The sequence below is a fragment of the Enterococcus sp. DIV1537a genome (assembly GCF_051712085.1).
In the GTDB taxonomy this organism is placed as follows: Bacteria; Bacillota; Bacilli; order Lactobacillales; family Enterococcaceae; genus Enterococcus; species Enterococcus faecalis.
The window spans coordinates 1-14,789 of record NZ_JBIOOE010000001.1 but is presented as its reverse complement, the minus strand read 5'-3'; the positions used below and the strand labels follow the sequence as shown (position 1 = coordinate 14,789).

Below are 14,789 nucleotides of genomic sequence, written 5' to 3'. Positions count from 1 at the left end.
AATAAGCAAAAAAACGAACTCAAAAAATGAGTTCGTTTTTTAAAATTCTGTCCTCGGCGAAAGCGAAGAAAATTTATTATATTCTTTAATGAAAAGTAATTCGACCGTTCCACGCGCACCACTACGGTTTTTCTCAATGATGACTTCTACAACATTGTCAACTTCTGGTGGCTCATGATCGCCGTCTTCTCCTTCACCACGATCATAGTAATCATCACGATAAAGAAAGGCAACGATATCGGCATCTTGCTCAATGGAACCTGACTCACGAATATCACTTAACACAGGACGTTTATCTTGACGTTGTTCCACGCCACGAGAAAGCTGTGACAAAGCGATAACCGGGACTTTTAATTCTTTCGCTAATTTTTTTAATTGACGTGAAATATCAGAAACCTCCTGTTGGCGGTTCTCTTTTCCAGTTCCTTCAATCAATTGTAGGTAGTCGATCAAAATTAGACCTAAGTTGCCCTTTTCTTGTGCTAATTTACGACATTTCGCACGAATTTCGGTAATTTTAATCCCTGGTGTGTCATCAATATAGATATTCGCACGGGACAAACTACCCATCGCAATAATTAAGTTTTGCCATTCTTCTTCAGATAATTGCCCTGTTCTTAAATGGCTGGCCTCAATGGATCCTTCTGCACAAAGCATCCGGTTCACTAATGATTCTGCCCCCATTTCTAAACTAAAAATAGCGACAGCTTTATCTGTTTTGGTGCCGACATTTTGGGCAATATTTAATGCAAAAGCGGTTTTCCCTACCGCTGGACGGGCCGCTAAAATAATTAGCTCTTCCGCTTGCAAGCCGGCAGTCATTTTATCCAATGCTTGATAGCCTGTAGGTAAACCAGTAATCTCTTCATCATTTTGGTATAATTGGTCAATATTCGCAATAGTTGTATTTAGAACATCTGAAATTGATAAAAAGCCACTACGATTCCGCTTTTCGGAGACTTCTAAAATGCTTCGTTCTGCATCATCCAAAATAGATTCAACATCTTCACCTTGCTCAAAGCCTTTAGTTACAATCTCTGTAGCGGTTTGGATTAAGTTGCGCAGCAACGATTTTTGTTCAACAATTTTTGCATAATAAATGACATTGGCAGCTGTCGGTACAGCTAAAGCTAAATCTGACAGATAACTTAGTCCACCAACATCTTCTAACAAATTCTCTTGTTCTAGGCGATCTTTGATTGTTACCACATCAATCGCTTCATTTCGGTCGCTTAAGGTCATCATCGTTTGGAAAATCAACTGATGACTACGACGATAGAAATCTTTAGGTTCCACATATTCCATCGCTTCTATTAGCACATCTGCATCTAAGAAAATAGAACCTAAAACGGCTTGTTCCGCTTCAATATTTTGTGGCGGTACCCTATCTTGCAATAATTCATTCATTTTGTTCTCTCCCACGATGTCTTACTTTCTGGTTCATTTAGTCTATCCATTTTAACACAATTTCATTAAAAAAAGTACATTTTTTCTCTGCTGATTTCTCTATTTTTAGTTCACTTTCCAATTTTAAAAAATACACAATTAATAAAAATATAATTTTTTTATTAATTTGAAATGTTGTGCATTTGATTTCTAAACTTCATAAAAATAATTACAGTAATTTATTTTGTATAAAAAAGAAGCCGGAGAAATCGGCTTCTTTTTTATCAATTGTATTATTCCGCTACGACATGAACCTTAATTTTCGCTGTAACTTCATGATGTAGTTTGACTGGTACGTTAGTGTAACCTAGAGAACGAATTGGGTTGGCTAATTCGATTTTGCGTTTATCCAATTTTACATTGTATTGTTTATTTAAGGCTTCTGCAATTTGTTTTGAAGGAATTGAGCCAAATAACCGGCTGTCTTCTCCAGCTTTTGCCTTGATCTCTACAACAGTCTTTTCATCTTCTAAAAAGGCTTGCATTTCTTTTGCTTGTGCTAAAACTTCTGCTTCATGTTTTTCTTGGGCTTTCTTTTGACCCGCTAACGCACTCATGCTCCCTTTATTGGCTTCTTTCGCATAACCATTTTTAATTAAAAAGTTTTGGGCGTAACCAGTTGGCACTTCTTTTACGTCCCCTTTTTTTCCTTTTCCTTTAACGTCTTGTAAAAAAATGACTTTCATTTCCTTCACTCCTGTTCATACATTTCATTAATATTTTGACGAATTACATCAAGTAGTTGCTCTTTTACTTCTGCTACTGTTACGTTTGATAATTGTACTGCCGCATTAGTAAAGTGACCGCCACCACCTAAATTTTCCATAATGATTTGGACATTAATTGAACCATTACTCCGAGCACTAATGCCAATCTGTTGATCCGTCCGCTTGGTAATGACAAATGCTGCATTAATCCCTGCCATAGAAAGTAATGTGTCCGCTGTTTTGGCAGCTGTGACACTATCATATTCTTTGTCTTCACTCCCGGCAACAACGACGGTATCTTTTGTGACATATTCGCTTTTAGAGATTAAATTGTTCATTTCCAGATAGCTTGTAAGATCAGAACTTAATAGATATTGTACTAAAGATGAGTCTGCTCCACAAGTTCGTAAATAACTAGCCACATCAAATGTTCGCGCCGTCGTTCGTGTATTGAAACTTTTCGTATCAACCACAATTCCCGCCAACATCATGGTTGCTTCAAAGGCCTGCAGTTTATTTGCGCTATTACTTTGGTATTCGATCAATTCTGTGACTAATTCTGAAGCAGAAGAGGCAGAAGATTCAATATAAGAAAGCAAGGGTTTTGCTGGAAATTCGTCTCCTCGTCGATGGTGATCAATGATTACCACTTTATCAAAACGCTCATAGAGCTCTTGTGAGATCGATAGAGACGGTTTATGGTAATCTACCATAACTAATAAGCTACTTTCTTTCTTGCGCTTCACGGCCTCTTTAGGACTAATAATGCGCTCTTCTAATTCTGGGTACTCTTTAATCGCCTCTAACACTCTTTTGACATCGGGAATGATTTCATTTTCATCTAAAACAATCCACGCTTTTCGATTATTAAACGAGGCTAAACGAGCAACACCAAATGCTGAACCTAACGCATCCATATCTGGATAACGATGGCCCATAATATAGATGTCAGCAGATTCCGCAATAATTCCCTTAATTGCCATGCTCATTGCGCGAGAACGTACTTGGGAACGTTTCGTCGTTACTGCCGTTTTTCCACCAAAAAATAACGGCTTCGCTTCATCTTTGGCTTCTTTTACAACCACTTGATCGCCGCCACGTACTAAAGCTGTATCTAGGTTTGTTTGAGCCGTGGTCCCGGTTTGATCTAAGGTTGGCCCCCCATAAGCAATCCCCATGCTTAACGTAATGGCTACTTCATGGTTAGCTGATTCCTTACGGATCGTATCCAAAATAGAAAATTTTTCGTCCATCATTTTTTGAATATCTTCCCATTGGGCAATGAAAAAATAACGTTCTGCGTTGATTCGCTTATAAAAAACTTTGTATTGGTCCATCCAATCAGAAACCATCGTCGTAATGAAACTATTCAAATAAGAAATTTCTTTCTCATCCATTGTATCGGTGACATCATCATAATTATCGACAGACACAATGCCAATAGCCGTTTGCATTTCGACTTTTTCTTGATACAAATTACTTTCTTTAGTGATATCTTCAAAAGTAATTGTATGTTGTTCTTTATTGACGCTAAAGCGATAGGTATTTTCGTCAATCGTAAAAATATCTTGGTTTCGTTCTGCTAATTCTAAATAAGACGTAACTTGGCTAGCGGTTAACGTTAGCTGATTGTCTTTATTAAAAATAGAAGCAGCATAAGGATTAAGCCATTCTACCGCGCGTGTTTCCCCGTTATACGTAATAATTCCCACAGGTACTTCATTTACAACATAATCCAACGATTGTTCAGCAATGGAACTTGCTTCTTGAATCTTTTCTACGTTTGTAATTTCTACATCTCTAATCAACAGCCGAATAACCACTAAGAGAAAGATATCTAATGCGATAATTACCGCCAATAGCAGCCATTTATTTGTTAGTAAGAAATAGAGGAGAAATTCTACTAAGAGAAGACCCACAACAATTAAGAAACCGTTTTTTTGAATTCTCTTCTTTTGCATTTTTTTGCCTCCAATCTTTCTGCAGACCTTTGAGGCGACTTGTTCCAACGAGCATATTGCTCTGGTGATTCACTAGTTATTTCATCCTTTATTTTATCACAAAACACTTCATTCTGCGAACCTTGTTATGTTTCACGTGAAACACTAGTCAAGATAAAAAAGAACCAAAGAGCAAGCTCTTTGGTTCTGGAAATTGTCATAAAATTATTGTTCGTCACTAACGAATGGTAATAATCCCATGATACGTGCGCGTTTAATAGCAATCGTTAATTTACGTTGGTTTTTAGCGCCAGTACCTGTAACACGACGTGGTAAAATTTTGCCACGTTCTGAAATGAATCGTTTTAACAATTCAGTATCTTTATAGTCGATGTATTCGATGTGGTTTGCTGCGATATAGTCGACTTTCCGACGTTTACGTCCGCCTCTTCTTTGTTGTGCCATTCTTGTTCCCTCCTATCAAATTCGTTTAGAATGGTAAATCATCATCTGAAATGTCGATAGATGAACCTGAGCCACCAAATGGATCAGAATCTTTATCGAAATCAGGCATACCGTTATTGTTTTGCGACTGAGAAGATGATGGATTGAAACTATTGTTGTTGTTATTAAATCCAGAACCGGCATTGTTATTACCAAAGCTACGATTTTGTGATTGATAACCATTTTCGTTGTTATTAAAGCTACCGCCGCCAGTTCCTCTTTGTTCTGAAGCAGAACGAGATTCTAACAATTGGAAGTTTTCACAAACCACTTCAGTTACGTAGACACGTTGACCTTGTTGGTTCTCGTAGTTACGAGTTTGAATTCTTCCGACAACACCTAATAATGTACCTTTACGGGCATAATTAGCCATTGTTTCTGCGGGTTTACGCCAAATCACACAGTTGATAAAGTCTGCTTCACGGTCACCATTTTGATTCGTAAAGTTACGGTTTACAGCAAGTGTAAAGGTCGCAACAGCTGAACCACTAGCGGTGTAACGTAAGTCAGGATCTTTTGTCAATCTTCCGACTAATACAACGTTATTAATCATTCAAAACATCTCCTTTCGTCAATAAATGTTTCATGTGAAACAAATTATGCTTCTACCTTCACGATCATATGACGGATAATATCGTCATTGATTTTTGCTAAACGATCAAACTCGTTGATTGCGCCAGCTGTTGATGGAGAAGTAACGTTAACGATATGATAGATGCCTTCACGGAATCCGTTCATTTCATATGCTAAGCGGCGTTTTTCCCAATCTTTAGATTCGATAACTTCTGCTCCGTTATCTTTTAAGATTGTGTCGAAACGTTCTACTAAAGCAGTTTTTGCTTCTTCATCAATGTTCGGACGAATAATGTACATGATTTCGTACTTCGTATCTTGACTCATTGATTTTCACCTCCCTATGGACTTCAAGGCTCTTAGTTGGCTAAGAGCAAGGAGAACATACCTAAAAAGGTAGTTCACAATCTCTAATTATATGCTAATTGATGGACAAAAGCAAGAAATAGTTTTGAAAAGCCCCAATAAAAAAGTTTCGCCAACTGGCGAAACTTTTTTATGTTATTCTTCTGTTTCTGATGTTGTTTCGTTTTCTGTTGTTTCTACAACTTCAACGATTTCTTCTTCCACTTCTTCTGGTTCTACAACAGCCATTGTTACCACTTTGGCACCATCTTCCATTCTCATTAAACGAACCCCTAATGTTGCGCGTCCTGTTTGAGAAACAGAATCAACGTTAAAGCGGATAATGACGCCTTTGTTCGTAATCAATAAGATATCTTCATCCCCATTGACCGTGGTTAAACCAGCTAATGGACCATTTTTCTCAGTGATATTTGCTGTCTTAATCCCTTTACCGCCACGTCCTTTAACTGGATATTCAGAAGCTTTTGTACGCTTACCATAACCATTTTCAGTAATGACTAGGACTTCTTTATTTTCATCCAGAATCGCTGCGCCGACCACATAATCATTTTCGCGGAGACGGATTCCCCGAACACCTGATGCTGTCCGGCCCATATCACGTACAGTATTTTCATCAAATGTGACAGAGTATCCTGCATGTGTTCCGATAATCATCTTCTGATTGCCATTAGTCGTTACCACGTTAACTAACTCATCATCTTCTTTTAAGCTAATGGCGATTAATCCATTACTACGGATATTAGAAAAGGCTGTTACGGCTGTCCGTTTGACGGTTCCTTTTAAGGTTGTGAAGAACAAGTATTTACCTGCTTCCGCTTTGCCCTCAACAGAAATAATCGCTTGAATTTTTTCTGCAGAATCAATTCCCAGTAAGTTGATCACTGGAATTCCTTTTGCTGTTCTACCGTACTCAGGGATTTCGTAACCTTTTGCTCGGTAAACTTTCCCAGTGTTCGTAAAGAATAATAACGTGTCGTGTGTTGAACAAGAAACTAGGTTTTTCACGAAATCATCATCATGAACGCCCATCCCTTGGACACCACGTCCGCCACGGCGTTGCGCCCGGAATTCAGAGTTTGCCATCCGCTTAATGTAGCCGTTATTGGTTAACGTAATCACGACTTCTTCTTCTTCGATTAAATCTTCATCTTCAAGACTTAAGACTTCACCTACTAATAATTCTGTGCGTCGTGCATCACCAAATTTTGTACGAACGTCATTTAACTCTGTTTTAATGATTTCAATGACGCGTTCTGGACGGGCTAAAATGTCCTCTAAGTCCGCAATGAATTTCAATAGCTCTTGATATTCATTTTCAATTTTGTCGCGTTCTAAGCCTGTTAAACGGCGTAAACGCATATCTAAAATCGCTTGCGCTTGACGATCTGAAAATTCAAAGCGTTCAATTAACGTTGCTTTTGCTTCGTCATCTGATTGTGATCCACGGATAATGGCAATGATTTCATCGATATGATCTAAGGCAATTCGGAGACCTTCTAAAATATGTGCCCGTGCTTCTGCTTTGTTTTTGTCAAAAATCGTCCGGCGAGTAATGACTTCTTTTTGATGCTCGACGTAGTTTTCTAAAATACGTTTCAAGCTTAAAATTTTCGGTACACCTTTTTCAATGGCTAACATGTTAAAACCAAAAGATGTTTGTAAGGCAGTCATTTTGTACAAGTTGTTTAACACAACAGAGGCACTCACATCTCGACGAACATCGATGACAATCCGCATGCCTTCACGAGAAGATTCATCCCGCAAATCGGTAATTCCTTCAATTCGTTTATCTCTGTGTAATTCAGAAATTCGTTCGATTAATTTGGCTTTATTCACCATATAAGGCAATTCAGTTACTAAAATACGTTCTTTTCCATTCGGCATTTCAGTCAATTCAACTTTTGCACGAACTGTAATCGAACCTTTCCCCGTTTCATATGCTCGGCGAATCCCTGATTTCCCCATCACTAAACCGCCTGTTGGAAAATCTGGTCCAGGTAACACTTCCATCAATTCATTCGTCGTTACATCAGGATTGTCCATCAATAAACTTGTTGCATCAATCACTTCACTTAAATTGTGTGGTGGAATATTTGTTGCCATCCCCACCGCAATCCCCGTTGTTCCGTTAACTAGTAAGTTTGGAAAACGAGCAGGTAAAACTACTGGTTCTTGTTCTGAATCATCATAGTTTCCTTGGAAATCGACTGTATTTTTGTTAATATCTCGTAGCATTTCTAAAGCAATTTTACTCATACGTGCTTCGGTATAACGCATAGCGGCAGCGCCGTCACCATCGACAGAACCGAAGTTTCCGTGGCCGTCAACTAACATAGCCCGATAACTAAAAGGTTGTGCCATCCGCACCATTGATTCGTAAATCGCACTGTCCCCATGGGGGTGATATTTACCCATAACATCCCCAACAATCCGGGCTGATTTTTTGTGTGGTTTATCAGGGGTTACCCCTAATTCGTTCATTCCATATAAGATTCGGCGATGAACAGGTTTTAAACCGTCACGAACATCAGGTAACGCGCGGGCTACGATAACACTCATTGCGTAGTCAATGAAAGATTCTTTCATTTCGCTGGTCAGATTGACGTCTTGAATGTTTTCTTTAATTTCTTCACTCATGAATTTTTTCCCCTCTAAATATATGTTCTAGCGTCTCTTACAACGTTGCGACACATTAAATATCCAAGTTTTTCACGTAATGGGCATTTTCTTCGATAAACGCACGACGTGGTTCTACACGATCGCCCATTAGCATTTCAAAAATTTGGTCAGCTTCAATGGCATCATCGACACTCACTCGCGCCATTAATCGTTTTTCTGGGTCCATTGTTGTTTCCCAAAGTTGGTGATCATCCATTTCACCCAACCCTTTGTAACGTTGAACACTTGGTTTTGGTGAAGCAGGTAATTCTTCTAACACTTTTGCTAGTTCCTCTTCAGCATGTTTGCCCGGTTGGACGTAGGTGATGTTTTTCCCTTGTTTCACACCATATAGTGGTGGTTGGGCAATATACACATAACCAGCTTCAACAATTGGCCGCATGAAGCGATAGAACAAGGTTAATAACAACGTTCGAATATGCGCACCATCGACATCGGCATCGGTCATAATCACTAGTTTGTGATAACGTGCTTTAGAAACATCGAAATCTTCGCCGAAGCCTGTTCCCATAGCTGTAAATAATGACCGAATTTCTTCATTGGCTAAAATTTTATCCATGCTGGCTTTCTCGACATTCAAGATTTTCCCACGAATTGGTAAAATGGCTTGGAATTCACGGCTACGGCCTTGTTTTGCTGAACCGCCGGCCGAGTCTCCTTCGACGATAAATAATTCGCATTTTTCCGGATCTTTACTTGAGCAATCAGCCAGCTTCCCTGGCAAGTTGCTAATTTCTAAAGCGCCTTTACGACGAGTGACTTCACGGGCTCTTTTAGCGGCTAAACGAGCTTTTGAGGCCAACATGCCTTTTTCGACAATTTGTTTACCGACTGTTGGATTTTCCATCAAGAATTTTGTAAAGTATTCTGAGAATAAACGATCCGTGACGGTCCGTACTTCTGAGTTTCCTAATTTCGTTTTGGTTTGTCCTTCAAATTGAGGATCTGGGTGTTTGATGGAAACCACTGCGGTTAAGCCTTCACGAACATCTTCCCCAGTTAATTTTTCATCGTTTTCTTTCATCAATTTTTGTTTACGTGCATAGTCATTAATCACACGTGTTAAAGAAGTTTTAAAACCAGATTCATGCGTTCCGCCTTCATAAGTATGAATATTGTTGGCAAAACTTAAAATATTTGAGTGGTAGCCATCTGTATACTGCATTGACACTTCCACTGTAATATCTTGTTGCTCTCCTTCAATGAAGATTGGCTCTGGGAAAATAACGTCTTTATTGGCATTTAAATGCTCAACATAACTCTTAATCCCGCCTTCATAGTGATACTCTTTTTTATCTTCTTGTCCTTCACGACGGTCTTCAATTGAAATGTGTAAGCCTCGATTTAAAAAGGCTAATTCACGAACCCGTGTTGCTAATTTATCAAAATCATAAACGGTTGTTTCTGTAAAAATTTCAGGATCTGGAATAAAGTGAACAGTGGTTCCGTGGCGATCCGTTTCTTCGATAACTTTTAGGTCATCAACAACCGCACCACGACGATATTCTTGGTAGTACACTTTGCCATCTTTATAAACACGAACATCTAAACTGGTCGATAAAGCATTAACAACAGAGGAACCAACACCGTGCAAGCCACCTGATACTTTATAGCCGCCACCGCCAAATTTCCCGCCGGCATGTAGCACTGTAAACACTGTTTCCACAGCTGGGCGACCTGTTTTGGCTTGAATCCCGACTGGAATTCCACGACCATCATCGATAACAGTAATACTATCGTCTGGTTCGATAATTACTTGAATTGATTTAGCAAATCCTGCTAAGGCTTCGTCGATAGAGTTGTCAACGATTTCCCATACTAAGTGGTGTAACCCTTCGCCACTAGTAGAACCTATGTACATACCAGGACGTTTCCGGACAGCTTCTAAGCCCTCCAAAACTTGAATCTGACTAGCGTCATATTCTTGCGCACGTTCTCTCATGTTTTTTTCTTCTTCTGTCATGTCGCTGAATTCCTTTCTATCTTGCCTTGTTGAACATAAAAAATATCTGGTTCAACTGTTAGCTTGTCTTTTATGTGATCTAAACTAGTTGTCGTTAAGAACGTTTGAACTTTGCCTTCAATCGTTTCTAACAAGTGAATTTGACGTTCATTATCTAATTCACTCATGACATCATCTAGTAATAACACAGGATATTCTCCTGTTTCTGAATGCATCAAATCAATCTCTGCCAATTTAATACTTAAAGCTGTCGTTCGCTGTTGGCCTTGTGAGCCATACGTTTGAACATTTTGACCATTGACAATAAATAGCAAATCGTCACGATGAGGGCCTAAAAAAGTATTCGCTTTAAACAATTCACGCTTACGATTGTTCATTAATTGTTGGAGCAATTGATTTTGAAGTGCTTCTAAGGAAAGATCCGTGTTGTCAATTGGGATGCTTGATGCGTAGTCAATGGTGAGCGTTTCGCGTCCATGACTAATTTTTTGATGGAGTAAGTTTGCCCAGTGTTCTAATTTTTTAAGAAAACCTAACCGAGCGTATAGAACTTTCCCGCCAAATTCAGCTAGCTGCTCTGTCAAAATATCCAGATAAACAGTATCTGTTTGTTTCTTTTCAGCTAGTTGTTTTAGGTATTGGTTCCGTTGCTTTAAAACAGACTGATATTGGACAAGATCATAAAGATAAATAGGACTCACTTGTCCGAGTTCCATGTCAATAAATTTCCGGCGGACTTGAGGTGAGCCTTTCACCAAAGATAAATCTTCTGGGGCAAATAAAATAACATTCAGTTGCCCAATGTACGCACTGAGCCTTTTTTGCTCAATGTGGTTAACCTTGGTTTTACGTCCTTTGTTGGAAATTAAAATTTCCAACGGCACGGTGCCTGTCTTTTTTTCAACCACGCCGCTAATTTTAGCTGCTGCTTGTTCCCAGCCAATTAATTCTTTTTCATTGCTGGTTCGATGACTTCGTGTCATTGCTAGAACATAAATGCTTTCTAACAAGTTGGTTTTTCCTTGGGCGTTTTCGCCTAAAAAAAGATTTAACGTTTTTGGAAAATCTAAGCTGACTGTTTCATAATTACGATAATGCTGAAGTGTCAGCTCATTCAGCCGCATCGTCGGACTCGTTTCCGTTTTTCACCATAAAAAAAGTACCTTCTTCAGGTATCTCAATCATCATGCCCGCATAAAGTTTCCGTCCGCGACGATTTTCCAACTCGCCATCAACAAACACGCTATTATCTGCCAAATACCATTTGGCTTGGCCGCCACTACCAATGACGTTGATTTCTTTAAGAAACTGACCAAGCGTTATATACTCAGTTGCTAAAACAAACGTTTTTTTCAATGTGCATCCCTCTTTTTTCTAATACGTTCTCATATATATTATACCCTTTTTCATAAGAGAAAACAAATTTATCTGTCTAATTTTCATTCTAAGCAATTTTAATTCTAAATGACCGAAAATATTATTAGGATAAAAAAACTCTTAAAAAGCATTTTAAAACGGAAATTGATATTTTCTTGAGAAAAAAGGGGCCTGATTTGGCAGAAATGACGAGTAGCGTTTAACTAAAAAACAATTTGGGGTAACTCAAAGACAAACGAAGAGGGCATGCATTGAAGAAAAGTAGCTTGTAGAGGTCTGAGCGTCGTTTTAAGCAACGTAAACTTCTTTCACTAGGAAATGTTCATAAAAAAATGAACAGCTCTTAAACGAAAAATTAAAGGGCTTTTTTCTTTATCCATGAAAAAAAAAGCTGAATTTATTCGTCAAACGATAGTTCAAACATTCACAATCATATTAGCGTAAAAGCTATTCCAGTTTTAAAAAGCTTATCTAGCAGCGTTTATCGGCTTTAAACAGACGACAAAAAAGAACCTTCGGCGATCATAGTGATTTTCCGAAGGTCTTTTTTAAACATGATTAATTTGTACGAACCGGTGTAATTAGTTGAATGAAATCTAGTTCTGTTTCGGTTGGCTCCAATGTAAACGGACGAATTGGGGAAAGGAATTTCACGGTAATATTCATATCGCCAAACGCTCGCAATGCATCTTTCATATAATCTGGGTTGAAAGAAATATCCAACGCTTCACCAGAAACATTTTCATAGTTTAACGCTTCTTCGACTTTTCCAATTTCAGGTGAATTTCCATATAAAACAACAGAATCTGGTGAAATTGAAAGGCGAACAATATTGTTACGTCCTTCATGAGAAAGTAAAGAGGCACGTTCGATTGCTGAAAGCAATTCTGGTACATAAAATTCAATTTGCGTGTTATGGCTAGTTGGAATTAAACGGTTGGTATCAGGATAATTTCCTTCTAACAAACGAGAATAGAAGTACATTGTTTCTGTTTTAAATAGCACTTGGTTTTCCATAATGCTGATTTCAACCATTTCTTCTTCATTGGTTAATGAACGAGAAAGTTCAGTTAAACTTTTTCCTGGAATTACAATGTTAAAGTCTTCTACTGCTTGTTCTGTCGGGATCACACGTTGACTTAAACGATGTGAATCTGTCGCAACGGCAAGTAATTTTTGATTTTCTAAAATAAAGTGGACCCCAGTTAAAATTGGACGACTTTCGTGCATCGAGACAGCAAAACCTGTTTCACTAATAATTTTTGTCAATAAATGAACAGGTAATTTCATTTGGTTTTGAGTATCAATTACTGGTAAGTGCGGATAATTGTCAGCATCTAATCCATTAACCGTAAAATCAGCTTTTCCTGAAGTAATTGCAACTTGATTGTTATCTAGAACTTCCATTGTGAACATATCTTCTGGTAATTTACGAATAATTTCGCCAAAGAAACGAGATTGTAAAACGATGCTACCTGTGCGTTCAATCGTCATTTGAGCTTTTTCATCATCTTTACTTAAAAAACTTTCAATTGAAATATCCGCGTTACTCCCAGTAAGTGATAAGCCATCTTCTGATAACACAATTTTAACACCTGTTAAGATTGGAATCGTTGTTTTAGAAGAAATTGCTCGTTGAACAGTTTGTAATTCTTGTAAAAAGACACTTCGTTTGACCGTTAATTTCATAATGTAAACTCCTTTTTAAGTATTTTCAATACGTTCTAATTTTGTACGCCACTGTTTTGTATATTATATATAAATAAATAATAAAAGTAATAGGGCATGTTGATTCTGTGGAAAAGTCAAAAGAGCATTGATTTTACTAAGTTATCCACTTGTGTATAAGTTGTGGATAACTTTGTTCTTTTTTGTTTAGTTTTCCACATCCTAAGAGTTCAATAAATTTTTAATTTCACTGACTTCTTTTTGAATCGCTGGATCTTTTTCCAATAATTGCTGAATCTTTTCGTGCGCATGAATCACCGTTGTATGATCTTTGCCGCCAAATTCGGCACCAATTTTTGGCAAGGAATTGTCGGTCATTTCTCTAGCAAGATACATTGAGATTTGACGAGGAACCACAATTGTTTTCACCCGTTTTTTCCCTTTTAAATCTTTAAGAGGCACATGATAATATTTGGATACTTCTTCTTGAATTTGTAAAATGGACAATTGATTTTTACTACCAACTGATTTTAGAGATTTCAAGGCGTCCGCCGCTAAACTAGTGGTAATATCTTCTCCATTAATAGTTGCAAAGGCTTGAACACGGACCAAAGCACCCTCTAATTCACGGATGTTGGAATCAATTTGACCAGCGATATAACTTAGTGTATCATCCGGAATTTCTAAACGCTCGGCATCTGCTTTTTTGCGCAAAATTGCAATCCGTGTTTCTAAATCAGGCGGGGTGATATCGACAGACAAACCCCAAGCAAAGCGAGAAACTAATCGTTCAGGTAATTTTGGAATATCATTCGGCGGGCGATCACTTGTTAAAACAATTTGTTTATTTTCATTGTAAAGATCGTTGAAGGTATGGAAAAATTCTTCCAATGTCGCTTCTTTTTCCGCCAAAAATTGAATATCATCGACTAATAATAAGTCAACATTGCGATATTCTTTCCGAAATTGTTCGGATGTTTTTGTTTGAATTGAGTTGATAAATTCATTCGTAAACGTTTCGCTACTAACATATTTGACTTTGGCATCTGGTTGATTCACTAACATTTGATGACCAATAGCATGCATCAAATGGGTTTTCCCTAACCCTACACCACCATAGAAGAAAAGGGGATTGTAAATCGAACCCGGATCCTCGGCAACAACAAGCGCTGCAGCGTGCGCCATTTGGTTTCCTTTACCAATAACGAAGGTGTCGAAAGTGTACTTAGGATTAAGCATCGCTTTTTTACTTTGTTCACTAAAAACAATTTCTTCTTCGGCAGGTTCTTCGAGTTCTTGTGCCAGTGCTGCGTCTTTTTCATCGGCAACAACAAAATGGGGCATCACTTCTGCACCGGTCAATTTAAATCCAGTTTCGACAATTTTTGCCGAAAGATTTTTTTCCCAGTAATCACGATGAACTGCAGAAGGGACTTCTAGCCACAATTGATTGTTGTCTAATTTCAAAGGGCGTGTGGTTTTAATCCAAGCATCAAAACTTGGCGCCGACAAAATCGCTTGATAGGCTTCTTCAAGGCTATGCCAAAAACTTTCCACGTCGGGCAT

At 38.2% G+C, this 14,789-nt stretch carries 12 protein-coding genes; all 12 read right to left on the bottom strand.

The genetic code is table 11. The annotated features are described in order from the left end of the window. Positions 1-39: 39 nt before the first annotated feature. Positions 40-1,407, bottom strand: a complete 1,368-nt coding sequence (gene dnaB / locus IGJ41_RS00060) for a replicative DNA helicase (RefSeq protein ID WP_002381331.1) — start codon at positions 1,405-1,407, stop codon at positions 40-42. Positions 1,408-1,679: 272 nt separating this feature from the next. Next, positions 1,680-2,132 carry a 50S ribosomal protein L9 gene (rplI, locus tag IGJ41_RS00055; RefSeq protein ID WP_002356023.1) on the bottom strand — a complete coding sequence of 151 codons (453 nt, stop codon included), beginning with the start codon at positions 2,130-2,132 and terminating at the stop codon, positions 1,680-1,682. A gap of 5 nt (positions 2,133-2,137) precedes the next feature. Next, positions 2,138-4,162, bottom strand: a complete 2,025-nt coding sequence (locus IGJ41_RS00050; protein WP_438713612.1) for a DHH family phosphoesterase — start codon at positions 4,160-4,162, stop codon at positions 2,138-2,140. A gap of 156 nt (positions 4,163-4,318) precedes the next feature. After that, positions 4,319-4,558 carry a 30S ribosomal protein S18 gene (gene rpsR / locus IGJ41_RS00045; protein WP_002356021.1) on the bottom strand — a complete coding sequence of 80 codons (240 nt, stop codon included), beginning with the start codon at positions 4,556-4,558 and terminating at the stop codon, positions 4,319-4,321. Between the two features lie 25 nt (positions 4,559-4,583). Next, positions 4,584-5,150 carry a single-stranded DNA-binding protein gene (gene ssb, locus IGJ41_RS00040; RefSeq protein ID WP_002364599.1) on the bottom strand — a complete coding sequence of 189 codons (567 nt, stop codon included), beginning with the start codon at positions 5,148-5,150 and terminating at the stop codon, positions 4,584-4,586. A gap of 44 nt (positions 5,151-5,194) precedes the next feature. Continuing rightward, entirely contained in the window at positions 5,195-5,497 is a 303-nt protein-coding gene (gene rpsF / locus IGJ41_RS00035; protein WP_002356019.1) for a 30S ribosomal protein S6, read from the bottom strand. A gap of 174 nt (positions 5,498-5,671) precedes the next feature. Continuing rightward, positions 5,672-8,173 (bottom strand): DNA gyrase subunit A, encoded by a 2,502-nt coding sequence (gene gyrA / locus IGJ41_RS00030; RefSeq protein ID WP_002361457.1) that lies wholly within the window; start codon positions 8,171-8,173, stop codon positions 5,672-5,674. Between the two features lie 55 nt (positions 8,174-8,228). Beyond that, entirely contained in the window at positions 8,229-10,178 is a 1,950-nt protein-coding gene (gyrB, locus tag IGJ41_RS00025) for a DNA topoisomerase (ATP-hydrolyzing) subunit B (RefSeq protein WP_002359210.1), read from the bottom strand. Then, on the bottom strand, positions 10,175-11,302 hold the full coding sequence (recF, locus tag IGJ41_RS00020) for a DNA replication/repair protein RecF (protein ID WP_002356016.1): 1,128 nt from the start codon (positions 11,300-11,302) through the stop codon (positions 10,175-10,177). The genes gyrB and recF overlap by 4 nt, the downstream gene beginning before the upstream one ends. Continuing rightward, entirely contained in the window at positions 11,289-11,534 is a 246-nt protein-coding gene (yaaA, locus tag IGJ41_RS00015) for a S4 domain-containing protein YaaA (RefSeq protein ID WP_002356015.1), read from the bottom strand. Before yaaA ends, recF begins: the two co-directional genes overlap by 14 nt. A gap of 579 nt (positions 11,535-12,113) precedes the next feature. Then, positions 12,114-13,244, bottom strand: a complete 1,131-nt coding sequence (gene dnaN / locus IGJ41_RS00010; RefSeq protein ID WP_002356014.1) for a DNA polymerase III subunit beta — start codon at positions 13,242-13,244, stop codon at positions 12,114-12,116. Positions 13,245-13,445: 201 nt separating this feature from the next. Beyond that, the gene (gene dnaA / locus IGJ41_RS00005; protein WP_010707915.1) at positions 13,446-14,789 is read right to left on the bottom strand and encodes a chromosomal replication initiator protein DnaA; all 1,344 of its coding nucleotides are present in this window, start codon (positions 14,787-14,789) and stop codon (positions 13,446-13,448) included.

Excerpts from the sequence above, each read along its gene's own strand:
- dnaA (WP_010707915.1), bottom strand. The coding sequence starts at position 14,789 with ATGCCCGACGTGGAAAGTTTTTGGCATAGCCTTGAAGAAGCCTATCAA.
- gyrB (WP_002359210.1), bottom strand. The coding sequence starts at position 10,178 with ATGACAGAAGAAGAAAAAAACATGAGAGAACGTGCGCAAGAATATGAC.
- dnaB (WP_002381331.1), bottom strand. The coding sequence starts at position 1,407 with ATGAATGAATTATTGCAAGATAGGGTACCGCCACAAAATATTGAAGCG.
- rplI (WP_002356023.1), bottom strand. The coding sequence starts at position 2,132 with ATGAAAGTCATTTTTTTACAAGACGTTAAAGGAAAAGGAAAAAAAGGG.
- rpsF (WP_002356019.1), bottom strand. The coding sequence starts at position 5,497 with ATGAGTCAAGATACGAAGTACGAAATCATGTACATTATTCGTCCGAAC.
- dnaN (WP_002356014.1), bottom strand. The coding sequence starts at position 13,244 with ATGAAATTAACGGTCAAACGAAGTGTCTTTTTACAAGAATTACAAACT.
- gyrA (WP_002361457.1), bottom strand. The coding sequence starts at position 8,173 with ATGAGTGAAGAAATTAAAGAAAACATTCAAGACGTCAATCTGACCAGC.
- rpsR (WP_002356021.1), bottom strand. The coding sequence starts at position 4,558 with ATGGCACAACAAAGAAGAGGCGGACGTAAACGTCGGAAAGTCGACTAT.
- recF (WP_002356016.1), bottom strand. The coding sequence starts at position 11,302 with ATGCGGCTGAATGAGCTGACACTTCAGCATTATCGTAATTATGAAACA.
- ssb (WP_002364599.1), bottom strand. The coding sequence starts at position 5,150 with ATGATTAATAACGTTGTATTAGTCGGAAGATTGACAAAAGATCCTGAC.